This window comes from Marinomonas sp. CT5 (genome assembly GCF_018336975.1).
In the GTDB taxonomy this organism is placed as follows: Bacteria; Pseudomonadota; Gammaproteobacteria; order Pseudomonadales; family Marinomonadaceae; genus Marinomonas.
Genome location: NZ_CP025572.1, coordinates 4,471,590 through 4,498,061 on the forward strand (window position 1 = coordinate 4,471,590; position 26,472 = coordinate 4,498,061).

General features: G+C 44.1%; 19 protein-coding genes, 4 tRNA genes and 1 rRNA gene. 4 read left to right on the forward strand and 20 right to left on the reverse strand.

The window, feature by feature from the left end; genetic code table 11:
• Nucleotides 1-54: 54 nt before the first annotated feature.
• The 17 genes from rpoC to C0J08_RS21395 form a co-directional block, all read right to left on the reverse strand.
• Complete coding sequence (gene rpoC / locus C0J08_RS21315) at nucleotides 55-4,257, reverse strand: DNA-directed RNA polymerase subunit beta' (protein ID WP_212653866.1); 4,203 nt, start codon at nucleotides 4,255-4,257, stop codon at nucleotides 55-57.
• Between the two features lie 65 nt (nucleotides 4,258-4,322).
• Nucleotides 4,323-8,423: a DNA-directed RNA polymerase subunit beta gene (rpoB, locus tag C0J08_RS21320; protein ID WP_212653867.1), complete on the reverse strand. Its 4,101-nt coding sequence runs from the start codon at nucleotides 8,421-8,423 to the stop codon at nucleotides 4,323-4,325.
• Between the two features lie 188 nt (nucleotides 8,424-8,611).
• A complete protein-coding gene (gene rplL, locus C0J08_RS21325) occupies nucleotides 8,612-8,998 on the reverse strand; it encodes a 50S ribosomal protein L7/L12 (RefSeq protein WP_212653868.1) in 387 nt (128 codons plus the stop codon).
• 83 nt (nucleotides 8,999-9,081) lie between these two features.
• Nucleotides 9,082-9,582, reverse strand: a complete 501-nt coding sequence (gene rplJ, locus C0J08_RS21330) for a 50S ribosomal protein L10 (RefSeq protein ID WP_199477984.1) — start codon at nucleotides 9,580-9,582, stop codon at nucleotides 9,082-9,084.
• Between the two features lie 229 nt (nucleotides 9,583-9,811).
• Nucleotides 9,812-10,513 (reverse strand): 50S ribosomal protein L1, encoded by a 702-nt coding sequence (gene rplA, locus C0J08_RS21335; protein ID WP_212653869.1) that lies wholly within the window; start codon nucleotides 10,511-10,513, stop codon nucleotides 9,812-9,814.
• Nucleotides 10,513-10,947 carry a 50S ribosomal protein L11 gene (gene rplK, locus C0J08_RS21340; protein ID WP_110577354.1) on the reverse strand — a complete coding sequence of 145 codons (435 nt, stop codon included), beginning with the start codon at nucleotides 10,945-10,947 and terminating at the stop codon, nucleotides 10,513-10,515. The genes rplA and rplK overlap by 1 nt, the downstream gene beginning before the upstream one ends.
• A gap of 49 nt (nucleotides 10,948-10,996) precedes the next feature.
• On the reverse strand, nucleotides 10,997-11,530 hold the full coding sequence (gene nusG, locus C0J08_RS21345) for a transcription termination/antitermination protein NusG (protein WP_212653870.1): 534 nt from the start codon (nucleotides 11,528-11,530) through the stop codon (nucleotides 10,997-10,999).
• Nucleotides 11,531-11,539: 9 nt separating this feature from the next.
• A complete protein-coding gene (gene secE, locus C0J08_RS21350; protein WP_212653871.1) occupies nucleotides 11,540-11,908 on the reverse strand; it encodes a preprotein translocase subunit SecE in 369 nt (122 codons plus the stop codon).
• Nucleotides 11,909-11,948: 40 nt separating this feature from the next.
• Nucleotides 11,949-12,024: transfer RNA gene (locus C0J08_RS21355), tRNA-Trp, on the reverse strand.
• Between the two features lie 116 nt (nucleotides 12,025-12,140).
• A tRNA-Thr gene (locus tag C0J08_RS21360) sits at nucleotides 12,141-12,216 on the reverse strand.
• Between the two features lie 2 nt (nucleotides 12,217-12,218).
• Nucleotides 12,219-12,293: transfer RNA gene (locus C0J08_RS21365), tRNA-Gly, on the reverse strand.
• 3 nt (nucleotides 12,294-12,296) lie between these two features.
• Nucleotides 12,297-12,380, reverse strand: a tRNA-Tyr gene (locus tag C0J08_RS21370).
• Nucleotides 12,381-12,454: 74 nt separating this feature from the next.
• Nucleotides 12,455-13,159, reverse strand: a complete 705-nt coding sequence (locus C0J08_RS21375; protein ID WP_212653872.1) for an SPOR domain-containing protein — start codon at nucleotides 13,157-13,159, stop codon at nucleotides 12,455-12,457.
• A complete protein-coding gene (locus tag C0J08_RS21380) occupies nucleotides 13,156-13,890 on the reverse strand; it encodes a type III pantothenate kinase (RefSeq protein WP_212653873.1) in 735 nt (244 codons plus the stop codon). The genes C0J08_RS21375 and C0J08_RS21380 overlap by 4 nt, the downstream gene beginning before the upstream one ends.
• Nucleotides 13,874-14,827 (reverse strand): biotin--[acetyl-CoA-carboxylase] ligase, encoded by a 954-nt coding sequence (locus C0J08_RS21385; RefSeq protein WP_212653874.1) that lies wholly within the window; start codon nucleotides 14,825-14,827, stop codon nucleotides 13,874-13,876. Before C0J08_RS21385 ends, C0J08_RS21380 begins: the two co-directional genes overlap by 17 nt.
• Nucleotides 14,828-14,848: 21 nt before the next feature.
• Nucleotides 14,849-15,736, reverse strand: coding sequence for a phytanoyl-CoA dioxygenase family protein (locus C0J08_RS21390; protein WP_249344414.1), 888 nt, complete (start codon nucleotides 15,734-15,736; stop codon nucleotides 14,849-14,851).
• 16 nt (nucleotides 15,737-15,752) lie between these two features.
• Complete coding sequence (locus C0J08_RS21395; protein ID WP_212653875.1) at nucleotides 15,753-16,946, reverse strand: alpha/beta hydrolase; 1,194 nt, start codon at nucleotides 16,944-16,946, stop codon at nucleotides 15,753-15,755.
• Between the two features lie 96 nt (nucleotides 16,947-17,042).
• On the opposite strand from C0J08_RS21395, the gene C0J08_RS21400 reads away from it, so the two are divergent.
• Together C0J08_RS21400 and C0J08_RS21405 are read left to right on the forward strand one after the other, a co-directional pair.
• Nucleotides 17,043-17,477: a GNAT family N-acetyltransferase gene (locus C0J08_RS21400; protein WP_212653876.1), complete on the forward strand. Its 435-nt coding sequence runs from the start codon at nucleotides 17,043-17,045 to the stop codon at nucleotides 17,475-17,477.
• A gap of 135 nt (nucleotides 17,478-17,612) precedes the next feature.
• Entirely contained in the window at nucleotides 17,613-18,959 is a 1,347-nt protein-coding gene (locus C0J08_RS21405; RefSeq protein WP_212653877.1) for a GH1 family beta-glucosidase, read from the forward strand.
• A gap of 76 nt (nucleotides 18,960-19,035) precedes the next feature.
• On the opposite strand, the gene C0J08_RS21410 is transcribed toward C0J08_RS21405, so the two are convergent.
• Complete coding sequence (locus C0J08_RS21410; protein ID WP_212653878.1) at nucleotides 19,036-20,742, reverse strand: OpgD/OpgG family glucan biosynthesis protein; 1,707 nt, start codon at nucleotides 20,740-20,742, stop codon at nucleotides 19,036-19,038.
• A 285-nt stretch (nucleotides 20,743-21,027) separates the two neighbouring features.
• Between C0J08_RS21410 and C0J08_RS21415 the strand changes: the two genes are divergently transcribed.
• Both C0J08_RS21415 and C0J08_RS21420 read left to right on the forward strand, forming a co-directional pair.
• Nucleotides 21,028-23,184: a sensor domain-containing protein gene (locus tag C0J08_RS21415; RefSeq protein WP_249344416.1), complete on the forward strand. Its 2,157-nt coding sequence runs from the start codon at nucleotides 21,028-21,030 to the stop codon at nucleotides 23,182-23,184.
• 107 nt (nucleotides 23,185-23,291) lie between these two features.
• A complete protein-coding gene (locus C0J08_RS21420) occupies nucleotides 23,292-24,527 on the forward strand; it encodes a uracil-xanthine permease family protein (protein WP_212653879.1) in 1,236 nt (411 codons plus the stop codon).
• Between the two features lie 77 nt (nucleotides 24,528-24,604).
• Here C0J08_RS21420 and C0J08_RS21425 read toward each other — a convergent pair whose 3' ends face one another.
• A complete protein-coding gene (locus C0J08_RS21425) occupies nucleotides 24,605-25,504 on the reverse strand; it encodes a CPBP family intramembrane glutamic endopeptidase (protein ID WP_212653880.1) in 900 nt (299 codons plus the stop codon).
• Nucleotides 25,505-26,088: 584 nt separating this feature from the next.
• Nucleotides 26,089-26,203, reverse strand: a 5S ribosomal RNA gene (gene rrf, locus C0J08_RS21430).
• Nucleotides 26,204-26,472: the final 269 nt, after the last annotated feature.

Consider the following 26,472-nt stretch of genomic DNA (forward strand, 5'->3'; position numbering starts at 1 on the left):
GTCAATAGGGAGGCGACTAAAAAATCACCTCCCTTACGATTTAACAGCAAATAACTAGTCTTTCAGTGCTGCACTCAATGCTTCTTCAACATCAGATGCACTTACTGTCGAACTTCCTTCCTTCGCTGCTTGCGCAAGCTCTTTCTTACGTTTGCGCTCATTGTGGTAAGCCAAACCTGTACCAGCTGGTATCAAGCGACCCACAACAACGTTTTCTTTCAAGCCACGTAAGTGATCTTTCTTACCAGTAACCGCACCTTCCGTAAGAACTCGAGTTGTCTCTTGGAAAGATGCCGCTGATATAAAGGACTCAGTAGCCAAAGAAGCTTTTGTGATACCTAGAAGCACACGTTCAAACTTAGCTGGGAATTTACCCTCAGCTTCAGCTTTTTCGTTTGCATCAAGTAGTTGAGTGTATTCAACCTGATCACCTTGGATAAGATCTGTATCACCAGACTCACCAACTTCCACTTTACGCAGCATTTGGTTAACAATAACTTCAATATGTTTATCGTTAATCACAACGCCCTGTAAACGGTAAACCTCTTGCACTTCATTTGTGATGTAATCAGCCAAAGCTTCTACACCCTGAAGACGCAAAATGTCATGAGGACTCAAAGGACCATCGGCGATAATTTCACCTTTAGCCACTTCTTCACCATCAAAGATGTTGATTTGACGCCATTTAGGAATCAAAGTCTCTACTGGGTCATCACCGTTTTGAGGAGTGATAACCAAACGGATCTTACCTTTTGTTTCTTTACCGAAGCTAACTACACCACTAGTTTCCGCCATAACAGCTGGATCTTTAGGACGACGCGCTTCGAATAAGTCTGCCACTCGTGGCAAACCACCGGTAATATCTTTGTTACCTTGTGATTCTTGTGGGATACGAGCTAGCACCTCACCAGACTTCACTGTTGCACCATGATCTAGGCTTAGTAGCGCTTTCTCTGGCAACATGTACTGTACAGGAGACTCAGTGCCAGGAATCAGTACCGGATTACCCTCAGCATCCACAACCGAAATCATTGGACGCAAGTCTTTACCTGCCGCTGGGCGGTCACGTATTTCCATAACCTCAATGGTAGTCAAACCTGTCATTTCATCAGACTGGCGACGAATTGTAACATTCTCCTCCATACCACTGAATTCAAGGCGACCTTCCATTTCAGAAACGATTGGGTGCGTATGAGGATCCCAGTTAGCTACGATTTGACCAGCAGTTACTGAATCACCTTCACGTACACTCAATACTGCACCGTAAGGTAACTTATAACGCTCTTTCTCACGACCAGCTTCATCAGCAATAGCCAGTTCAGAAGAACGAGAAGCAACAACTAGATGACCTGTGTCACGCTCAATACTCTTCATCTTATTAAAACGAACCGTACCAGCACTCTTCACTTGCACACTATCTACAGCAGATGCTCGAGACGCCGCACCACCGATGTGGAAAGTACGCATGGTAAGCTGTGTACCTGGCTCACCAATTGACTGTGCAGCCACAACACCAATCGCCTCACCAATGTTAACTTGATGACCACGAGCAAGATCACGACCATAACACTTAGCACATACACCATGGCGAGTATCACAAGTAATTACAGAGCGAATGATCATTTCATCCACTCCAGCACTCTCTATCGTACGAACATCATGCTCGTCGATCAAAGTACCAGAAGAAAGAACAAGATCACCTTTCGCATCAATGACATCTTGAGCCACAACACGCCCTAAGACACGCTGACCTAATGGCACAACGACATCACCACCTTCAATCATAGCCGCAACGGAAATACCGTTTGTGGAACCACAATCTACTTCGGTAATAACCAAATCTTGCGCAACATCAACAAGACGACGAGTTAAGTAACCAGAGTTAGCCGTTTTCAATGCCGTATCGGCAAGACCCTTACGAGCACCGTGAGTAGAGGTAAAGTACTGAAGTACCGATAAACCTTCACGGAAGTTCGCAGTGATCGGAGTTTCGATGATGGAACCATCTGGTTTCGCCATCAAACCACGCATACCACCCAACTGACGCATCTGAGCAACACTACCACGGGCACCAGAGTCAGCCATCATATAAACTGAGTTAAAAGATTGCTGTTCAACCTCTTCACCCGCTTTATTGACAGTCATCTCTTTCGCCAAGTTTTGCATCATAGCTTCCGTTACCGTCTCGTTGGTACGAGACCATAAATCGATTACTTTGTTGTACTTCTCGCCTTGCGTTACAAGACCATCAGCATATTGGTATTCGATTTCTTTAACTTCCGCTTCTGCCTTAGCGATGATCTCAGCTTTCTCAGGTGGGATAACAAAGTCATCTACACCCACAGAAGAGCCTGACGCTGTCGCATACGCAAAACCTGTATACATCAACTGATCGGCAAAAATACAGCTCTCTTTCAAACCAACTTTACGATAACACTCGTTGATCAAGTTAGAGATCGCTTTTTTCTTCATGGTTTGGTTAACCACAGAGAATGGTAGGCCATCAGGAACGATATCAAACAATAAAGCACGGCCCACTGTTGTATCCGCAATAAAAGTAGACGGCACTTTTTCGCCATCAAGTGTCGTATCAACTTGGCTGATACGTACCTTTACTTTTGCATGCAATTCAACTTGTTTCGCACCATACGCACGGTGTACTTCTTTGATGTCAGAAAATGCCATGCCTTCACCTTTGGCATTGATTTTCTCACGTGTCATGTAGTACAGACCCAATACCACGTCCTGAGAAGGAACAATAATAGGTTCACCGTTTGCTGGTGATAGGATGTTGTTCGTAGACATCATCAAAGCTCGTGCTTCTAACTGAGCTTCTAGAGTCAATGGAACGTGAACCGCCATTTGGTCACCATCGAAGTCGGCGTTGTATGCCGCACATACTAATGGGTGCAACTGAATCGCTTTACCTTCGATCAACATAGGTTCAAACGCTTGGATACCCAAACGGTGAAGTGTTGGCGCACGGTTCAACATCACTGGATGTTCGCGGATAACCTCATCTAGGATATCCCACACTTCAGGTGTTTCACGCTCAACCATTTTCTTAGCCGCTTTGATCGTCGTCGCCATGCCACGAAGTTCAAGTTTAGAGAAAATGAATGGCTTGAATAGCTCAAGTGCCATTTTCTTAGGTAGACCACACTGATGTAGACGCAGTGATGGACCCACTGTGATTACAGAACGACCAGAGTAGTCTACACGCTTACCTAGCAAGTTCTGACGGAAACGACCCTGCTTACCTTTGATCATATCTGCCAAAGATTTCAATGGACGTTTGTTAGAACCCGTAATCGCACGACCACGACGACCATTATCAAGCAAAGCATCAACAGACTCTTGCAACATACGCTTTTCGTTGCGCACGATGATATCTGGAGCAGAAAGCTCTAATAGACGTTTAAGACGGTTGTTACGGTTAATCACACGACGGTAAAGGTCGTTCAAATCAGACGTCGCAAAACGACCACCTTCAAGTGGCACCAATGGACGTAGATCTGGTGGAAGAACAGGCAACACCTCTAAAACCATCCACTCTGGGTTATTACCAGAATGATAGAAGGCTTCAACCAGCTTAAGACGCTTAGACAGCTTCTTAATACGAGTTTCAGAGTTCGTGCTGTTTAGCTCTTCACGCATGCGGTTTATTTCTTCAGGCATGTCTAAATCGCGAAGCAACATCTGAACCGCTTCTGCCCCCATACGGGCATCAAATTCGTCACCGAATTCTTCTAACGCTTCAAAATACTGTTCATCATTTAGCAACTGGCCTTTATCAAGCGTCGTCATACCCGGGTCAATCACAATGAAAGACTCAAAATACAGAACACGCTCGATGTCACGTAGTGTCATATCCATGATAAGACCGATACGAGACGGTAGAGATTTTAAGAACCAAATGTGCGCAACAGGTGAAGCAAGCTCAATGTGGCCCATGCGTTCACGACGCACTTTTGACAGAGCTACCTCAACACCACATTTCTCACAAATAACACCGCGGTGTTTTAAACGCTTGTATTTACCACACAAGCATTCGTAGTCCTTAATAGGACCAAAGATTTTTGCACAGAACAAACCGTCACGCTCAGGCTTGAACGTACGGTAGTTGATGGTCTCCGGCTTCTTAACTTCACCGTAAGACCATGAACGAATCATATCTGGTGATGCCAAGCCAATGCGGATCGCATCAAACTCGTCAGATTGTCCCTGTGATTTTAGAAGACCTAATAAGTCTTTCATGTATATTCGCCCCACTCGTAAGGCCGGGGAGTCTTGCTCCCCAGCAGGTCAAATGTGATTCGTGATTATTCGTTTTCCAGCTCGATATCGATACCAAGAGAACGAATCTCTTTCACCAACACGTTGAAGGACTCAGGCATGCCAGGCTCCATTCTGTGATCACCATCCACGATGTTTTTATACATCTTAGTACGGCCATTCACATCATCGGATTTCACTGTCAACATCTCTTGAAGTGTGTAAGCAGCACCATATGCTTCTAGTGCCCACACCTCCATCTCACCGAAACGTTGTCCACCAAACTGCGCTTTACCACCCAGCGGCTGCTGAGTAACCAAGCTGTATGAGCCAGTAGAACGTGCGTGCATTTTGTCATCAACCAAGTGGTTCAATTTCAGCATGTACATGTAACCAACAGTTACAGGACGCTCAAATGCATCACCCGTACGGCCGTTAAACAATTTAACTTGTCCGCTCTCGTTGATTCCAGCAAGACGCAACATACGTTTAATCTCAGCTTCTTTCGCACCATCAAAGGCACCTGACGCCATTGGAACACCACCTTTCAGGTTATGTGCCAAGGTTAGGATTTCCTCGTCTGTGAAGCTGTCTAAATCTTCCGTACGCGCACAACGCAAATCACCTTCGTAACCGTTGTAGATCTCATCAAGGAAACTACGTAACTCGGCAACGGCTTCGGCTTTTTCACGCTCAGCGGCTAACATTTCATTAATCTTACGACCCAAGCCTTTAGAAGCCGCACCCAAATGCGTTTCAAGCACCTGACCAACGTTCATACGTGAAGGTACACCCAATGGGTTCAACACGATATCAACAGGGTCGCCATTTTCATCGTACGGCATATCTTCAACAGGCATAATTTTAGAGATTACACCCTTGTTACCGTGACGACCGGCCATTTTATCACCTGGCTGAATACGACGCTTAATAGCAACATAAACCTTAACGATTTTAAGAACACCAGGTGCTAAATCATCACCTGTTTGCAGCTTACGCTTCTTGTCTTCAAATTTCGCATCAAGCTCTTTACGGCGTTCAATCAAAGCCGCTTGCGCTTTTTCAAGCTGCTCACTGGCTTCTTCATTGGCCACACGAATTTTGAACCATTCAGGATGATCTAAATTCGCTAAGTACTCTTCCGTAATAATGGCATTACGAGCCAAACTCGGACCACCTTCCGCTTGCTGACCAATTAAAGCCTCAGCTAAACGTTCAAATGTCGCTTTTTCAACGATACGGAATTCTTCGTTCAAGTCTTTACGGACTTGATCAAGCTGCGACTTCTCAATAGATTTTGCGCGTTCGTCTTTTTCAATGCCATCACGAGTAAATACTTGCACATCGATAACCGTACCGCGTGTACCTGTTTTAACTCGCTGAGACGTATCTTTAACGTCGGACGCTTTCTCACCGAAGATCGCTCGCAAAAGTTTCTCTTCAGGCGTCAGCTGTGTTTCACCTTTCGGCGTCACTTTACCAACCAGAATATCTCCCGGTTCAACTTCAGCACCAATGTAAACAATCCCAGACTGATCCAGCTTAGAAAGCGCACCTTCACCCACATTAGGGATATCAGAAGTAATCTCTTCAGGCCCAAGCTTAGTATCACGAGCCACACAAGTGAGCTCTTGGATGTGAATAGAAGTAAAGCGATCTTCTTCTACTACACGCTCAGAGACAAGAATCGAGTCCTCGAAGTTAAAACCGTTCCAAGGCATGAAAGCAATACGCATGTTTTGACCAAGCGCCAAATCACCCATATCAACAGAAGGACCGTCTGCCATAATATCGCCAGAAGCAACCTTCTCACCTTTCATAACCAAGGTACGCTGGTTAATACATGTGTTCTGGTTAGAACGTACATACTTAGTCAGGTTGTAGATATCTACACCCGCTTCACCAGCAATTGTTTCTTCTGAATTTACACGTACAACGATACGACTTGCATCAACAGATTCAATCACACCGCCACGGTTAGCAACGATACAAACACCAGAGTCTTTTGCGACATTCTTTTCCATACCCGTACCAACCACTGGCTTATCAGCCTTAAGTGTTGGCACAGCCTGACGCTGCATGTTCGATCCCATCAATGCACGGTTCGCATCATCATGCTCTAGGAACGGAATCAAAGACGCCGCAACAGAAACAACCTGACGAGGAGACACGTCCATTAGGTTTACTTTTTCTTTTGGAATCAAAGTCGTTTCGTGCATATGACGCACCTGAACCAACTCATCAACCAAACGACCTTCCGCATCAACATTTGCAGATGCTTGGGCTATAACATATTTTGCTTCATCGATTGCCGAAACATAAACTGTTTCGTCCGTCATTTTGCCATCGATAATCTTACGGTAAGGCGTTTCTAAGAAGCCATAGCTATTAGTGCGCGCGTAAGTAGAAAGCGAGTTGATCAAACCGATGTTTGGACCTTCAGGTGTTTCGATAGGACAAACACGACCATAGTGAGTAGCGTGTACGTCACGAACCTCAAAGCCCGCACGCTCACGTGTCAAACCACCAGGCCCTAATGCAGAAACACGGCGCTTATGCGTTACTTCAGATAGCGGGTTGTTTTGGTCCATGAACTGAGACAACTGACTAGAGCCAAAGAACTCTTTGATTGCAGCCGCAACAGGCTTCGCATTCAAAAGATCTTGTGGCATAAGGCCATCAGCTTCCGCCATAGACAAACGTTCTTTTACTGCACGCTCGACACGAACAAGGCCAACACGGAATTGGTTCTCGGCCATTTCACCAACAGAACGCACTCGACGGTTACCCAAGTGATCGATGTCATCTACCATGCCGTTACCATTACGGATATCCAGCAAAGTCTTCAACACAGCAACGATGTCGTCGTTATCAAGAACACCAGCACCCGTATCTTCTTCACGACCTAAACGACGGTTAAATTTCATTCGACCAACGCCAGATAGATCATAACGATCTTCTGAGAAGAACAAGCCTTGAAACAAGCCTTCAGCCGACTCTTTGGTCGGTGGCTCGCCAGGACGCATCATACGGTAGATTTCAACCAAAGCTTCCAACTGATTACTAGTCGGATCAATACGAAGCGTGTCAGAAATAAATGGACCACTGTCCAAATCGTTCGTATAAAGCGTTTCTACTTCAGTGATACCTGAGGAAACCAACGCTTCCAACAAGTCGACAGACAACTCAGTATTGGCTTCTGCGATCAACTCACCTGTAGAAGGGTGAACTAAGTTTTTCGCTGTCACTTTACCAAGCATATACTCAAGCGGCACAGATAGACGCTCAAGACCTGCTTTTTCCATCGTACGAATATGCTTAGCGGTAATACGACGACCTTCTTCTACAATCAGTTCGCCATTCGCATCAGCAATATTAAACAATGCCGTCTCGCCACGAAGGCGGTTGGCAATTAGATCCATTTCAAAGCCATCACGCTTCAGATAGAAACGCGTAGTATCAAAGAAAGTATCTAGAATTTGCTCGGTGCCATATCCTAAAGCGCGCAACAAAATCGTTGCTGGCAGCTTACGACGACGGTCAATACGAACAAATACGCAGTCTTTTGGATCAAACTCGAAGTCCAACCATGAACCACGGTAAGGAATAATACGAGCAGAGTGTAATAGTTTGCCTGAAGAGTGTGTCTTACCACGATCGTGATCAAAGAACACACCAGGAGAACGGTGTAATTGAGAAACAATAACACGTTCAGTCCCGTTAATTACAAAGGTACCATTGTCTGTCATAAGCGGAATTTCGCCCATGTAGACTTCTTGCTCGCGAATGTCTTTGATTGCTTTGTTGGACGACTCTTTATCATAAATAATGAGTCGAACACGAACTCGTAAAGGTGCCGCGTAAGTAACACCACGCAACTGACACTCTTTAACATCAAAAACTGGCTTGCCTAAACGGTAATCGACGTATTCTAGCGCCGCATTGCCGGAAAAGCTGACCATTGGAAAGACAGATTTAAAGGCCCCATGCAGACCTAATTCCCCACGCTCTGCAAGGCTTTTACCTTCCTGCAGAAAATTACGGTAGGATTCAAGCTGAATTGCCAGCAAGTATGGCACATCCAAAACGGGCGGCAGTTTACCGAAATCCTTACGGATACGTTTTTTCTCAGTGTATGAGTAAGCCATCAGCATTCCCCAGCTTGTGCACATTGACGCAAAAGGCCCAAATCAGGCCTTACCATTTATGGGAGCATTATCTCCCATGTGAAAATTCTTTTAAGTTTTATTTGAGTTTTAGAAACCCAAAAAGGCCGGCGACAATAATGTCACCAGCCATTTCGACTATTGGTCGAAATCTGGAAATACAAGTATCATTACTTGATTTCGACAGATGCACCAGCTTCTTCAAGCTCTTTCTTAAGTGCTTCAGCGTCTTCTTTAGAAGCGCCTTCTTTAACAGTCATTGGAGCGCCGTCAACGATTGCTTTAGCTTCTTTCAAGCCTAGGCCAGTTGCTGCACGAACTGCTTTAATTACGTTAACTTTCTTATCGCCTGCAGCAGTAAGAACAACGTCAAATTCAGTTTGCGCTTCAGCAGCAGGACCCGCTTCAGCAGCAGGACCCGCTTCAGCAGCAGGACCAGCAGCCGCTACAGCTGCAGTTACACCGAATTTTTCTTCCATTGCAGAAATTAGTTCAACAACGTCCATCACAGACATTTCTGCTACTGCATTGATGATATCTTCTTTAGTTAGAGCCATGACTCAGATTCCTAGCATTCTTTTATAATCGCCCGAGAGCGATAAAACAAAATATTTATCAAGAAACGATACGATAATTCGTATTACGCCGCTTCTTGCTCTTTTTGGTCGCGAATCGCTGCAAGAGTACGTGCAAGTTTGCTTGTTGCGCCCTGCATTACACTCATCAATTTCGCAATAGCTTCGTCGTATGTAGGCAATGTTGCCAAACGATCAATGTCGCCAGCTGGGATCAACTCACCGTTGAACGCCAACGCCTTAACTTCAAACTTGTCATTCGCTTTCGCAAAAGTTTTCAACAAACGAGCCGCCGCACCTGGGTGTTCGTTTGAGAAAGCGATTAGCGTAGGACCAACAAAGCTCTCAGTTAGACATTCGAAGTCAGTACCTTCAACTGCACGGCGAGCCAAGGTATTTCGTACAACACGTACAAATACGCCTGCTTCACGCGCTTCTTTACGAAGTGCAGTCATGCTGCTCACGGTAACACCGCGAGAGTCAGCTACAACTGCAGACAACGCAGTTTTGGCCGCTTCGCTAACTTCGGCGACAATGGCTTTTTTGTCTTCTAGACCTAATGCCACTGGTTTTCTCCTGGATTAGCAGAGGCAAATCGCCTCTTATTTTTTACCAACTCTTCGATTTCTCGAAGTACTTGCTGGTGAGTTAGATCCAAGTATTTCTGAATCGGGCCACACCATCTGCGCAGGACAAACATTTATCAACGTTTTATTAAACCATTAGGTTCCTGCGGTCTTTGACGGCCTGCTTAAAAATAAACAGACCCCAAAGCTCATGAACTAGACACATTAATTACTTAGTAGAATTAAGTGCACCTAGATCAATTTGTAGACCAGGTCCCATTGTAGAGGACAAAGTCACTTTTTTCAGGTAAACGCCTTTAGAAGACGCAGGTTTTGCACGACGTAAATCGGTCAAAAGCGCTTCAACGTTCCCTCTGATAGCATCTGCAGCAAACTCAATAGAGCCAACAGCTGCGTGGATGATACCATTTTTATCTGTGCGGTAACGAGCTTGACCTGCTTTTGCATTTTTCACTGCAGTCGCAACATCAGGTGTTACTGTACCAACTTTAGGGTTAGGCATTAGACCACGAGGACCTAAAACCTGACCAAGCTGGCCAACGATACGCATTGCATCTGGAGATGCGATAACGACATCAAAATCAAGGTTGCCAGCTTTAACTTGTTCAGCCAAATCTTCAAAACCAACAACATCTGCACCAGCTTCTTTCGCCGCTTCTGCGTTTGCACCTTGTGCAAATACAGCAACACGAACATCTTTACCAGCACCGTGAGGCAATACAGTAGAACCACGAACAACCTGATCAGATTTACGTGGATCAACGCCTAGGTTTACAGATACGTCGATAGACTCTTTAAACTTAACAGTAGAAAGCTCAGACAATAGAGCAACAGCCTCTTCTACAGAGTAAAATTTAGTTGCTTCTACTTTTTCAGCGATCAAGCGAGCGCGTTTAGTTAATTTAGCCATTAGTTAACACCCTCAACTTCTAGACCCATAGCGCGTGCGCTACCAGCAATAGTACGAACTGCTGCATCCATGTCAGAAGCAGTCAAATCAGCCTGCTTAGCAACAACGATCTCTTCAAGCTGTGCACGAGTAACCGTACCAACTTTCTGAGTGTTTGGACGTGGAGAACCACTCTTCAAACCTGCTGCTTTTTTAAGCAATACAGATGCTGGAGTAGATTTCGTTTCAAATGTAAAACTACGGTCACTGTATACAGTGATGATAACTGGCGTAGGAAGACCTGGCTCAACACCTTGTGTTTTGGCATTGAACGCTTTACAGAATTCCATGATGTTCACACCGTGCTGACCAAGAGCTGGACCAACTGGTGGACTTGGGTTCGCTTGACCCGCTTTAACTTGCAGCTTGATATAAGCTTGGACTTTCTTAGCCATTTTTTAACTCCAATTGGGTCACCGCCCGAAGGCTACCCGTTCAACAAAATCAGGCTTTTTCAACCTGACTAAATTCCAAATCAACCGGCGTAGAGCGCCCAAAAATAAGCACAGCCACCTTGATTCGACTTTTATCGTAATCCACTTCTTCTACAACACCATTGAAATCGGCAAATGGACCTTCGTTAACACGAACCACCTCACCCACTTCAAACAAAGTCTTAGGACGGGGTTTATCCACTCCATCACTAACACGCTGTAGAATAGCATCCGCTTCGCGAGACGTAATCGGCGAAGGCTTATCAGCCGTACCACCAATAAAACCTAGTACGCGCGACGTGCCTTTAACCAAATGCCAAGAGTCATCATTCATCTCCATTTGAACCAACACATAACCTGGATAGAACTTTCTTTCACTCTTGCGCTTCTTGCCATCTCGAATCTCGACCACTTCTTCAGTCGGGACCAAGATGTCACCAAAATTCTCTTCTTGCCCCATAACCTGCACTCGCTCTATAAGCGAACGCATTACGTGCTTTTCGTACCCTGAGTACGCCTGTACTACATACCATCGTTTGGTCACGAGCAACTCCTAACTAATTACCGAGGAAACGATCCAACCAAGGAGCGAATCCACCCCCCATAGTACGAGAGACATAAAAACAACAACCGCCAACACTATTAAAGTAGTTTGCACAGTCTCTTGTCTTGTTGGCCACACAACTCTGCGAATTTCAGTTTTTGCTTCTTTCGCTAAAGTAAAAAAAGCCTTCCCCTTCACAGTCTGCAACGCAATAAAACCAGCGACACCAGCCAACACCAAGATAGCGATTAAGCGATACAATAGTGACTCAGCAGAATAATAGTTATTACCAATCACGCCTACCGCAACTAGCAGAACAACAATCGCCCACTTAAATACATCTCCGCGAGATGATTGAGCTTCAGTACTCGAACTCATACTTCAGGTGATCCCTAACTAAGAAATAGGATACGAAAAATGGCAGGCCAAGAGGGACTCGAACCCCCAACAGCCGGTTTTGGAAACCGGTGCTCTACCAATTGAACTATTGGCCTACATTCGTATGGGCGGAGGATGATACCTGAACAAGCTTTTGTTAGCAAGGGTATCTGCCCAAAAAACAGACAATAAAAAAGGCGGCTAAACCACCTATCTTTTGCATTGAAAATGCTGGAGCTCATGAGCAGATTTGAACTGCCGACCTCACCCTTACCAAGGGTGTGCTCTACCAACTGAGCTACATGAGCATTGGAGCGGGTAGCGGGAATCGAACCCGCCTCTTCAGCTTGGAAGGCTGAGGTAATAGCCACTATACCATACCCGCATTTGGTGGAGGGAGGTGGATTCGAACCACCGAAACTTTCGTGGCAGATTTACAATCTGCTCCCTTTGGCCACTCGGGAACCCCTCCACATACTCAGCGCTACAACGCATCACCCCAAAAGGTGGGAGCCATTATATGAATCATCTTGCCAATTGCAAGCACTAGCACGGATTTTTTTCTACTTTTATCATCATTCTGGTCAAATCAAAGCGCGACATGAACTGCTCCCAGTCGTTTTCATCTACTGGCTGGGCAATATCAATCTGTTGCAATGGGACATTACGCATATGTTCATAAACATCAACAGGATAGCCAGAGACATTTTGAATGCGCTCTTTGGCTTGCTCCGCTCGCTCTTTCGACGAATATAAGCCTAGCGATATACGGTTCTTCATTTCGGCACGATTAATAACAAAACTATCAATGGATTTAGAAGCCAACTCTTTCACAATTCGCTCAGCAATGGCGGGGGTGTCAGGAGCAGCGATATACAACCAAAATTTAGGCCGCTTACCCGATACCTCTTTCACAGTATAAGGCCACTTAAAATCAGCTAACGTTTGAATGATTTGTTTTTTATCATCCTCTCGTTCTGTTTCTAAGCGCGGGCAATAAAGAGAAGGGTAGTCATCCGAATTTTGGTCAATTATCTTACTAAGCGCATCCTCTAACCCTTCTCCATAAGAAATTTGAGCATTGTAATCTTGCTCTGTCACAGCCGGAGCCTCGGACAGCAAATGAATTTTTTCACTAACAGGTGGGCCATAAACGGACTCTTTCTCTCCTATTGGCTTATCCTGAACAAAGCTATGCCAACTCAAAAAAGCAGCGTTAAGTAACACTATAAAAAGAAACAGCCACTTCATTTATTTTCTCTACCCTCTTCATCACCGAGCAATTTGGCTCCCATGGCCACCAAGTTTGGCTGACGTTCCAATGAAACACCCAGCAAACTCAAGAGTGACTCTGCATCACCTCCCGTCACAACCCATTGAAAGTCTTGGTAGCGCTGATAAATGCGCTCTAAAAAGCCCAAAGCCATTTCATGACACCCTTCTGATACTGCTCTTGCTGTAGAGTTAGGCAAGCCTTCCCCAGCCACAACTTCACTGGCATCGTAACGAATGCGCGCTGTTTTTGAGAGGAGTGACTCTTCCATCATTGCCAGCCCAGGAGCAATATATCCACCTAGATGCACTCCTTTTTTATTAACAACATCAACCTTAATTGCTGTACCAACATCCACAACGACGGCATCTTCACGTATTAAATGATGAGCTGCAATCACCCCTAACCATCGATCAATGCCTAAGCGCTCAGGTTCGCTATAAGCATTAGTCACACCACAAGCATTCGCCTGACTTGTCAATGTAACCCACTTACTATCAGGAAATGCCGCCTGTATATCAGCATGCAATAACGCACTCAACTCTTTCGAACGAACACTCGCAAAATAAATAACATCTGGAACAAACTCAGTGTCAGCTGAATAACTTTCTCCTCGCTGCACCCACAAAACTTCATCATCCTCAAATGCTGTAAACTTAATACTAGTATTACCTGCATCTATTACTAAAAGCCTAGACTCGACGGACACTAATTTCTCCTCCATGAAGAGCCACCAGCTCGCCATTTTCTTCTAAAAGCAACGCACCTTTTTGATCAATACCTCGAGCAACCCCCTGACGTTGCTGAGATACTGTACTGACAGTGACAGTCTGATTAAATAAGACATCATATGCTTGCCATTGGTGCTGAAAGTGCTTCATGCCATTACCGTCTTCAAACAATTGGCATATCTCAACAAGTTCCTTAGTCAATTCAGCTAAAATAACATTACGGCTTGGCCGAGATTGCAGACGAGAAACAAGGTCAGTCCACGGCTGATCAACGTGAGCCATAAAGGCATCGTCCATTTCGATATTCAGCCCAACGCCAATAATCACATGACAAACATCTTGATCTGCCACCATTTCTAATAAGATGCCACAAATCTTCTGTCCATCAACCTGAACATCATTAGGCCATTTCAACCCTGGGTTAGGTATGCCAGCCTTTTTTAAAACCCGGGCAACGGCCACACCAACCGCTAAACTCAGACCTTCAACAACATGTGGTCCATTATCAAAACGCCATGCAAAAGAAAGCGTAATATTTTTCGCCACCCCGGACTCCCATTGTCGACCGCGGCGCCCCTTACCTTGAGTCTGACGCTCAACCGAGATCAAAGCAGGCAAAGACCCACCTTGAGAAATATACTGCTTAGCATCGCCGTTAGTTGACTCTGTTTCAAAAGCGAGCTTGACCGTCACCTCGCTTGGCAAACCATTTTCACGCAACTTTTCTTCTGACAACAGCTCAATGGGGCTAGGCAAACGATAACCTCGACCTTTTACTGAGTGAACAGTGATACCTATGGACTCTAACTTTTTCAGCTTTTTCCAAACCGCCGCTCGGGTAACCCCCAATGCAGCGCCCAACTCTTCACCTGAATGAAATTCGTTATCACTAAGCAGAGCCAAGACAGCTTGCATCAACACTCTCCAATATCAATTTTACTTCGCTTGAAACGGAACAAAAGAGCTCCCCTTCGCAGCCTGAAGCCAGTTTAATTCGGGATACTCACAGGTGTCATCAACCGCGTGGATAGCATAGGCATGTCGAGACACTCCAGATCGATTCGCGTAGCTAAGATGTGGAAATTCACCGTTCAAAACGACTAAAGAACCTTTAGGTACTGGTATTGCCACTAATTCACTTTGATCCCACTCATGCTCTTTCAATGTAACCATTTTGGTTTCTATTGACTCTGGGCTATTGCGTTCAAAACGTTTTAACAAACCATGCTGATGCCCTTTAGGTATCCCCCAAAGACAGCCATTTTCAAGTGTGGCATCCTCTACCGCAAACCATAGCCCAATAACACTCATTGGCGTGGTATAGAGAAAAGTACTGTCCTGATGACAATTCACTTCACCACCAATGCCCGGTTGTTTAAAAATGTACATGGATTGCGCTGCGCGAGGTTCAATCATCCCCAACTTAGAAAGCAACTCTCCCCAAACCGCAGACAATGAAAACGCTTTAAAAACTGGATCTTGAAAATGAAGGCCGTGCCCAACTTTATTGATCGATAATTCAAGTGGCTGCTTAAGCGCTCCAGCATCATCAAACGCTTCCTCTTCAAAAAAGAACGACACGTTATTCGCCGATTCCATAAAGTACTGGTCTGTGTGTCTAGATTGCTCATTGGTTGTGAAAATCGAGCGTACGGTATCCGGCTCAAAAGACGCCATCAGTTCTGACATACGACTTTTCAGTGCATCACATACTCTCTCAGAAACAACGGACTCCAAAACCAAATAACCATCAGTATGATACTGATCTATTTGCGATTGAGTGATTTCAATCGATGCCAGCGCATCACCTATACCCTCAGCCATTCGCTGTCCTCTTTACTTATTTGCTATTCGCATTTGCCTTGATAAAAAAAGTGACTTCTTTCATTAGCGCATTAAAATCTGGGTTCCACGAAATTCTAGCCGCATGGGGACTATTTTCCGTTAATAAATCAGAACCTTCACCAAACCAGTTATTCTCATCCGTTCGGCATTTTTTGTATAAAGCTTCATCGGAGAGATACCAGCCACAAATACGATACTCCCCCGTTTCACCATAATAGGTATTATCAGGACTACCATGAATCGCCATATGTGAAAGCCCAAAAATTCGTTCCTCTGGCCAATCGGTATTGTAAACCTTAATGCGATCACTATTCGCATTCATTTGGTCTTTACTATAAAGCACCATTTGACTCTTAGGTCCAATCATCCCCTTTTTAAAAACAGTTTCAGACACAGAAGCATCTACGGTTTGGTCATCTTCCGATAAGGCGATAAACACTGGGACATCTTTTGGGTTATCAAGAACAAGATTGCGCACTTCTTTTGCCAATTTATACACTTCAGCAATAGCAGGAAGAGGTATAGAAGCGTACTTAGCAAAATCATCACTTGGGTAATTATCTAACCAGTCTTTAACCAGTGACAACCATGGAGAAAGCCAATCAATACTGCTATTTATCTTGAATAATGGTGAGAACAATATAGCACCTGCCACTTTATCTGAATGCTGCCACGCATATTCCGTCGCTAACGCGCCACCAGTAGAGAACCCACCCACATACATGACATCGACTTCTTTACTAAACTGATCAGCGGCATTTTGAAATGTCGCTCGCCAATCATCGCGGGCAACAGTAAGAAGATCCTCAGATTTTGTACCATGACCAGGCAACAATACGACACGAACTTGATAACATGCCGCCTGCAAGGCAAGCGCTGGATCTCTCATCGAAAAAGGAGAATCAGATAAACCGTGCGACAACAATACCCCAATACGCTCCTTGCCCACACAGTTTTTAGCATCAGGCAAGAGCTCAAAAGGCTGAACAGCGGCCAGCTCTCTTGGCTTATCATCGCTATTCACCCACGTTTTACGTTCATTCACATATTGTTCTGCACGCAAAATATAATGAGCAAAAGACTCTTCTGGCTCATAAATGAACTGCGTCTGCTTTTCTGCTGCCTGCCCTATCATAGAAACAGATGACACCAAAACACAAAAGCACCACCAGACTATTTTCTGCCGCACGATATTCTCTCCTACTGTCCTGCTCATCAATTTCACTGACGCGATAAGATTACTGATTATGCTAATATCAAACACTCCATTTCTGACCCATTAACTATGAATACATCCTACTCCACTCCTGAACAAGTCCCTTCACTCTGGTTTCCATTAGTGAAGAAATTTTATCAAGCGCATTACCCAAGTGGAAAACCCAACAAAGCAGATCCTATTTGGGTCATAAGACATCAGGGAAAAATCCTTTGCGCTTTAAGACTTAAACAATTTTACGAATGCCAATTACTTACCGGTATGGTAACAGAGCCTAACCATCGCCACCTTGGTCTTGGTAGCCACCTGATCAATAACATTCATCTCGCATTAATCAGTAAGCCAACATACTGTTTCGCCTTTGCGCATCTTGTGCCTTTTTATACGAGAAATCATTTTATGACCATCCCCACAGAAATGTTACCAGAAGAGTTACAAAGTCGCTTCCTTGCTTATACAGCACAAGGTCGAAAACTGACGCCAATGCGCTATATTCGCTGCTAAAAAGCTCTTAAAATACACTTAAATAATCTTAAATTTCTAAAACACCTGAGCCCTTGTTGACGCTTTTCAATATCCTCCAGTACCTTTACCACAACATACTCATTCCTGAGCAGAATAAATAAGACTGAGGACATCATGTCAATCACCCTACCATCAAACTCTAAAATGCTTAGTACCGATTTTACTTTCGGCGTTGCCACCGCAGCTTTTCAAGTCGAAGGAGCATCAAAAGCTGACAATCGCCTTCCTAGTATTTGGGACACATTTTGTGCCACTCCAGGCAAAGTAAAAAACGCAGATAATGGCGTGCAGGCATGTGACCATTATCATTTATGGGAACAAGACATCCAGTTAATTAAAAACTTAGGTGTAGATGCTTATCGATTGTCTATCGCTTGGCCTCGAGTCATGACAGAAGATGGCGAAGCAAACCAAGCCGGATTGGATTTTTATCGCAATTTACTCAAAAAGCTTAAAGCCGAAGGCCTAACAGTATTTGTTACCCTCTACCATTGGGATCTACCACAATATCTCGAAGACAAAGGCGGCTGGCTAAATCGAGAAACAGCATACCAATTCAAACACTACGCTGACTTAGTCACCAAAGAGTTTGCTGAATACGTGGATAGCTGGGCCACCTTCAACGAACCTTTTTGCGCAGCAATATTAGGTTATGAACTAGGCATACATGCACCTGGGCTAAACAAACCAGAATACGGCAGACAAGCTGCGCATCATATTTTACTGGCTCATGGTTTGGCACTGCCAATTATTCGCAAAAATGCGCCAAAATCTCAGGTCGGTATCGTGCTGAATATGAACCGCTCTTACGCGGCCAGTGAAAAAGCCGAAGACCAATTTGCTTGCTTGATGAGAGAAACTCTAGACAATCAGTTTTTCATCGAGCCACTGATGAAAGGGCAATATCCACAGTTACTCAACACTGTCGCACCTCAATATTTGCCCACCATTTTACCTGGTGATATGGAGATCATTTCTCAGCCGATTGATTTCTTGGGCATGAATTTCTACACCTGCAACCACAATGCCTACGATGCCAGTAACCTGTTCCAGGATGTTAAGAACAGCAACTCAAAAGTTGAATATACTGATATCGGTTGGGAAATCGCCCCACATGCCTTCACTGAGCTGTTAGTAAATCTTCACAAACAATATAGCTTACCGCCTATTTACATTACCGAGAATGGCGCCGCTTGTGCAGACCAGATCATTGATGGAGAGATCAATGACGATCAGCGTGTACGTTATTTAAATGGTCACATAAACGCCGTGCATCAAGCCATTGAGCATGGTGTGGATATACGCGGCTATTTTGCCTGGAGTCTGATGGATAACTTTGAATGGGCTGAAGGTTACAGCAAGCGCTTTGGTCTAACGTACGTCGACTATCACACTCAGGAAAGAACCATTAAACGAAGCGGTTATGCTTATCGAGATTTTCTCAATAACCGCACAGGTTAACCTTGGTTGTTAATCAAAAACGCCCGATGCAGTTTGCATCGGGCGTTTTTATTTGCCGAACACTAAAGTAAATGGATTACTTCAAGTGACCCGCATTATGAAGCTCTCTATCCTCTTCTGCAGGTGGAGTCCACTGGTACTGCCAAGTTTCAGTTAATGGCTGTCCATTGGCCTCTAAGTAAACACGCAAGTTAATCGGCTTAGGCTCACCTTTTGGTGGAACTAAGTCAAACATTGCACGGTATCCATCAATTGAATGCAGTGGTCGAGCAGATTCAATCTCTACTTTGCCATCCGATGACGTAATCACCGCTTTCACTTTTGTATCATTACCTAGCATTGCTAAAGATCCGCCAGCGAAGTCCACAACAAAACGCTTACTGTAATATTGGCGTTTCTTGCCAATCACACCGCCGATACCAGTAAAGGTATCCACTACACGAGCACGATTAGATTTCACTGGAGGTTGGCTTCCCCAATACATATTGTAGCTGTATAGAAGTTCTTGGCCTGCTTCAACTGGCGCCGCCGGATTCCAGAAAGCCACGATGTTATCAAAGGTTTCATCCAACGTTGGAATTTCTACCAATTGCACTGAGCCTTTTCCCCAGTTACCAATTGGCTCAATCCACAAGCTTGGACGCTTCTCGTAAAACACCCCATCATCTTGATAATGGTCGAAGTTACGATCACGCTGCAACAAACCAAATCCTTTAGGGTTTTCATCATTGTATGCATTGAACTGCAAATTACGTGGGTTAGATAATGGTCGCCAGATCCATTCGCCGTTACCGGTTTGCATCGCTAGACCATCTGAGTCATGGATCTCCGCGCGCCAGTCGTAGTTCGTTCGACGATCATTTTCACCAACCATAAACATACTGGTCATTGGTGCCACACCTAAACGCTCCACAGACTTACGCGGATAGATAGCGGAATCTACACGCATTTTTAATGGTTCACCGGGAGTCATATCAAAACGATAAGCCCCCGTAACACTAGGAGAGTCCATTAATGCATAGACAGTCACCATATCTGAGCCAGGTTTTGGTTTCTCTAACCAGAAATCCGTGAACATAGGAAACTCTTCAGGATGAGGCATTGCCGTGTCAATCGCCAGACCTCGAGCAGAAAGACCATATTGCATTTCGCTACCAACGGCGCGGAAGTAACTTGCCCCTAGGAAAGCCACCACATCACGCTGCCAATCCGTCGCAAATTGCATACGGAAACCCGCAAAACCAAGATCTTTAGGAAGCTTATTGCCATCGACACCGGATTTACCATAACTAAACTCTGAGGGCATATATGGAATTGGCGTTGACTTGCCATTTTCAAGCTCGTTGATATGAATCGGGGTATCAAAACCTAATCCCAAGTGAAACAGCCCAGTACGGAAATCAGACTTCTGATCGTGCCATAAAGCCGCATCTTTATTAAATTGAATCTCTTGGTAATCATCCCAGTCTAAGCCTTTTAGGCTATCCGGCATTTCACCTTGATGACTTTCATAAGGTTGAGTTGCTCGTTGACGCGCATAACCTTTTAACCAGGCGTAACTAAACTCTTCACCTTTTGGTGGTTGAGCCGATGGCTGAAAAGACGTTTGTGCCGTCTGAGTAGCGCAAGCGGTTAAGCTAAACAACACTCCGACAGTTAATAACGAACGACTCATAACTTTATGAGCAGATGACAACAACGCTATTTTTTGGCGTTTATTTCGATCCTTCGGACCTGCAATACTCGAATCTTTTATAGACTCTAAAACATAATGGCAAGGCATATTATCCAATACTCTCAGCTAAAGTTGAGCCCTATATTAACGAAACGTATTCCAGCCGAGTGTTCAGATAGAGTAAATATTTAATACATTCGCAAGATACATTTAAAGCAAAACTTACACTCTTCCGAATCTAATTAGTTACATAACAACACAGAGTGACAACAGTCAGAAAATAGACATTACTTTAAGATTATAGGTAAGAAGAAGCGCCCGACCGTAACATTTGAGTAGTAGGCCGAAACTGAACAATTAGGACAAATGATGATGACGCATGTAGGGGTAATAATGTTAGGGTACGCTTTAGCCCTATGCTTTTTGCTTATCCTCCTAAAAGTTTTATTGCGCTATCGATTACAAAACCAACGGTTGGTTAAACAGCTTGAAGCATCAAAGTATCATATACAACAGATCTCTTTTTCCCTTGATGCCATTAAAGATCCAATTTGGATAAAGAACTCCGATCAAATCTATTTATATTGTAATCCAGCTTTTGCACATACCCTTAATTTATCTCAAGCCGAAATCTTTGGACAAACAGATGAACAAATTCTGTCTCACCAACCAGTTCAGACTCAAGAACTTATTTCCCAGCTAACAGGCTCTTCACGTGAAACCTATATTACACCATCTAATGGTGAAGCCAAACATTACAAAGTGAGCGTTATTACAACACACAATAAAGATAGCGCTCCTTTTACGTTCGCTGGTTATGCACAAGAAATCACTCAGTTTAAAGATAAAGAAAAACAGTTATTAGACAATGAGTTCCGAGTAAACGAAGCACTCAAGCTTACCAAGGTGGGCATATGGGAATGGAACGTCGAACAAGATACTTGGTCCGCTACCCCTTCTTATTTCACAATGCTCGGGTATCCTCCCGTTGACGGAGTGGGAGACAGAGCATCTGAATTAGAAAAAATACACCCCGAAGACCGACAGCATGTTATGGATACTATAAACAGTATCTTAACCAGTAAAAAGGGCCCAAATTACTACAAATACCAAGCGCGAATAAAGCATATTGACGGTAATTATCGATGGATAGGCGTACGCTGCATCGTCACAGAGTTTAATCAAAAAGACCAACCCGCACGCATGCTTGGTGTACGAATTGATATCGATGAAATCCAAAAAGCCCATGACCAAGTTGAGTGGCTAGCGCATCATGACCCACTAACCAAACTCCCTAACAGAACGGCACTGAATATAGAGTTTCATCGAATAACTAAACCAAACACACAAGTAGCTTTAATATTTATCGACTTAGACCACTTCAAAAATGTCAATGATACTCTTGGTCATTGCACAGGAGACAAATTATTACAGGCTGTCGCCGACAGAATGCGAGCTTTGGTAGATGGTATTGGCTACATTGCACGACAAGGCGGTGACGAATTTATTATTCTGCTTCCCATAGAAAATGAGGAGTATTTAATCGAACAAACTCGAACCATCAAAGATGTCTTATCCGCTCGTTACACCATTGATCAGCATCAATTTTTTATCACACCGTCCATAGGCGTGAGTTTGTACCCACGCGATGGCGAAAACTTCGAGATATTATATCAACAAGCAGATGCGGCTATGTATCACGCCAAGCATACAGGTCGAAATTGCTACGCTTTTTTCACAGAAGAAATGCAATCTATATCAACACGAGCACTGGTGTTAGGCAATGCTCTCCATGATGCTTTAGAGCGAAAAGAATTTTCCTTACATTACCAGCCACAAATTTCTCTTGATACAGGAAAAGTAATAGGCGCGGAAGCCCTTATTCGATGGCATAGCAAAGAATTGGGCAATATTAGCCCAGCAGAATTTATTCCACTTGCTGAAGAAAATGGGCAAATTTTGGCTATAGGCGAATGGGTATTACGAGAAGCGGTAAAGCAATTGAAGCAGTGGCTAGAAGAAGGTATATCCCCAGTCAGAATCGCAATAAATCTATCTTACGCTCAATTTCAAGCAAGTGACCTCCCGACCATTGTCGCAGAAATACTCAATGAATACGCCGTGCCAGCACACTATCTAGAACTCGAACTTACTGAACGCATTGCCACTAAAGACCCAGAACATACAATAACCATTTTAGAGTCCTTTCAAAAACTAGGTATATTCACCTCCATTGATGACTTTGGCACAGGCTATTCTTCTTTGAGTTATTTGCAAAGGTTCCCCATTTACAAACTCAAAATTGACCAGTCCTTTGTACGCAACATGACAACCAATACTAATGATCAAGTTATCGTCAGCGCTATCATCCTACTCGCACAGCAACTCGGCATGACCACTATCGCAGAAGGTGTTGAAACGAAAGATCAACTAGACATGCTAAAAGAAATTGGTTGTGATGATGTCCAAGGCTATTACATCAGTCGGCCTATTCCAGTAGACGAATTTGAAATACGCTTTTTAAATAAAAACAAGAGTTCTCATAGGTGATCCAACAGTAAAAACTCACTTTCTGTTAACAAAGCACTTACCTTTCTGGCACTGACATCTACTTGTCTATAAAATCCCTGCATCCAAATCATCCAAGGATTCAACCTATGAAAAATGCCGTCTTAGGGCTTCAAATGCTGTTTGTGGCATTTGGCGCTTTAGTACTCGTCCCGCTACTAACAGGATTAGATCCAAATGTTGCGCTTTTTGGCGCAGGTATCGGAACACTCTTATTTCAATTAACGACTCGCAGAACAGTACCTATCTTCCTCGCTTCCTCTTTTGCTTTCATTGCGCCAATTATGTATGGCGTTCAGGCATGGGGAATTCCAGCTACCATGGGAGGTTTAATTGCCGCAGGATTCGTCTATGTCATTCTAGGCGGGTTGATTCGCCTCAAAGGCGCTGGCTTCATTCATACGCTATTACCCCCCGTTGTAATCGGTCCAATTATCATGGTTATCGGCCTAGGTCTTGCACCGACTGCGGTTAATATGGCGCTAGGAAAGGCCGGGAATGTACAAGCTATTAATGCCGATATTGCTATATGGATTGCACTTGCGTCTTTGCTTACAACCATCGTCATTAGCGTATTTGCTAAAGGCCTTTTCAAATTATTGCCTGTTTTTGGTGGCATTGTTGTTGGGTATGTCATCAGTTTATTTTTCGGTATCGTCAACTTTGACCCTGTATACAACGCGGCTTGGTTTGCCATACCAAACTTTACCGCGCCAGAATTCAACATTAATGCAATATTATTCATGCTACCGGTTGCCATTGCACCAGCCGTCGAACACGTTGGAGATATCCTTTCTATATCTAACGTTACAGGAAAAGACTACCTGAAAAAACCAGGTTTACATCGCACTATCACAGGTGACGGCGTAGCAACTATGGCGGCCGCAATGGTTGGCGCACCACCAAATACGACCTACAGCGAAGTAACAGGTGCCGTCATGCTTACCAAAGCATTTAATCCTGTCATCATGACATGGGCCGCTGTTGCAGCCATTGTCCTAGCGTGGGTTGGCAAATTAGGGGCGGCTCTTCAGACCATTCCGCTGCCTGTTATGGGTGGCATAATGATCCTCTTATTTGGTTCGATTGCTGCGGTAGGACTTAACACCTTGATCAAGAATCAAGTTGACCTTCATAAGTCGCGCAACCTAATCATTGTAGGTGTAACTCTAGTGTTTGGTATCGGTGGCATGGCCTTTGGCATTGGCGAATTTAGTCTTCAAGGCATTAGCCTATGCGGTATCGTAGCAATCACTTTGAATTTAATTCTACCGAAAGATATCGGTGATAATCACATCGTCGATAATGCACAAATAGAAGATTAATACCTACTTATAGAGTTAAAAAAAGCGGCCTAACTAGGCCGCTTTTTTCATACTTAAAGCTCTCATGCAAAAATAAATCAAGCCAGCATGGGATAGGTAAATAGGAAGAAATGAGTCACATTCAGTATAAAGTGACATAGAATCGACCATTCAATTCTTTTCGTTCGATAAAAAAGATAACTATATCCAAGCCCCGCAACGCCAGCTACTAGAGCATATTCAATACCAGCTGCAATATGTACTAAAGCAAAAATTAGAGCTGAAAAAATTGGTGCAATTAACAGAGGTAACTTTCCCTCCAACCAAACTGATAAACCTCGCTGTAGAAAGCCTCGGAAGAACACCTCTTCAGCAACACACGTGAACAACAAATTGATGGCCAAAAAGCTTAACCAGAATCCAGGAACCTTTAAATCAAATTGAATCAGCCCTAACAATGTGGCAAAAGCCAAAGCCACAACAGGTGTAAGTATCAATATAACCAACACTTCTTTAGGGTTCTGCAGCTTCTTGTAATAATTCGCTCTTGCTTGCCCTCTAAAGAAATATACTAGTAAAAATAAGCCAACCAAGCCTTTATCAAAGTTAGCATACAAACTAAAAGGCACTGCATCAGTACTGATTTTTTGGTTTAAAACTAACGCCTCATTATAAAAACCTGGCAATAGATGCATAGCAAGTACTAAAGAGAACACACCAAACAGACAAACAATCAATCGACGAAGCCAGATAAGCCGTAAAAAAAGTCCCCCTATTAACATCAAGGTATAAGCTAGAACGACAAGAAGCCCCTTAATATCGAGCACATTCTCTAACACCCCTAGAACAATGGCTGCCAAGAAGGTAAAACACCATACAGGAACCCTTTTAACTGGTGAGCTTAGCGGGGTAAAAGCCAATATAATTGATAAACCAAGCAGATAAAACGCCACAACCACCTCAATATGGAAGACATAAAAAAACCCAGAATGATACATTCCAATTTCCCAAGAATACAACGATTGCTTAGGCTTATAGGACATTTACTGCAGACGAAAAAGCCCTGACAGCACTGAACACTGGAAAGTTGGAAGAACGAGACTCCTACCTTCACAGGGAGGAGGAGTGTGTGCTCCTCAGGAAACACGCAACCCTTTATCCTGATTCATACCGTCTTGGCATTGGATTCGCGCTGAGGCGTTGAGATTAATACCCCCCCCCTCCATGAGGGGGAGGAGCAAGAATGCCAGAGCAACTAACAACATAAATACTCTAATGCGTCCTTGTATCCTGATTCATGCCATCTTGTTATTGAGTTCGCGCTGACGCGTTGAGCTTGCGAAACAGGCGCAAGCGAAGCAATGCTAGATGGCATTTCCTGCAGACGAAAAAAAGCCCTGACGGCGTTAGCGATCAGGGCCTTCTTAATGTAAAGCTTGACGGTGCTTATCCGTGCGGGACTGTCACATGCGTATCTTTGGTAAAGAGCCCCACACGCTCTTGCTTGGGAGGAAAATTATTACACCGCCAATACGAAAAAACCCCGCCCTGCTTGGCAGGACGGGGTTCTTTTCAATATAAAGCTTGACGACGACCTACTCTCACATGGGATCTCCCACACTACCATTGGCGATGGCGCTTTTCACTTCTGAGTTCGGGATGGGATCAGGTGGTTCAACGCCTCTATGATCGTCAAGCAATTCGTTTTGCGTTTTGTTCTGGTTGGACGTTTTCGTCTCACCAAAACACGCGAATACGTGCTTGGACCTTTAACAATTCATTTTGAAATAGGGATAACCAAGTATCAAACCGATGCTCATCATTGCTGATGCTTTATCGTAATCTGTGTCTGCGATTTTTAAAAAACCACTTTGGTGTTATATGGTCAAGCCTCACGAGCAATTAGTATTGGTTAGCTCAATGCCTCACAGCACTTACACACCCAACCTATCAACGTCCTAGTCTC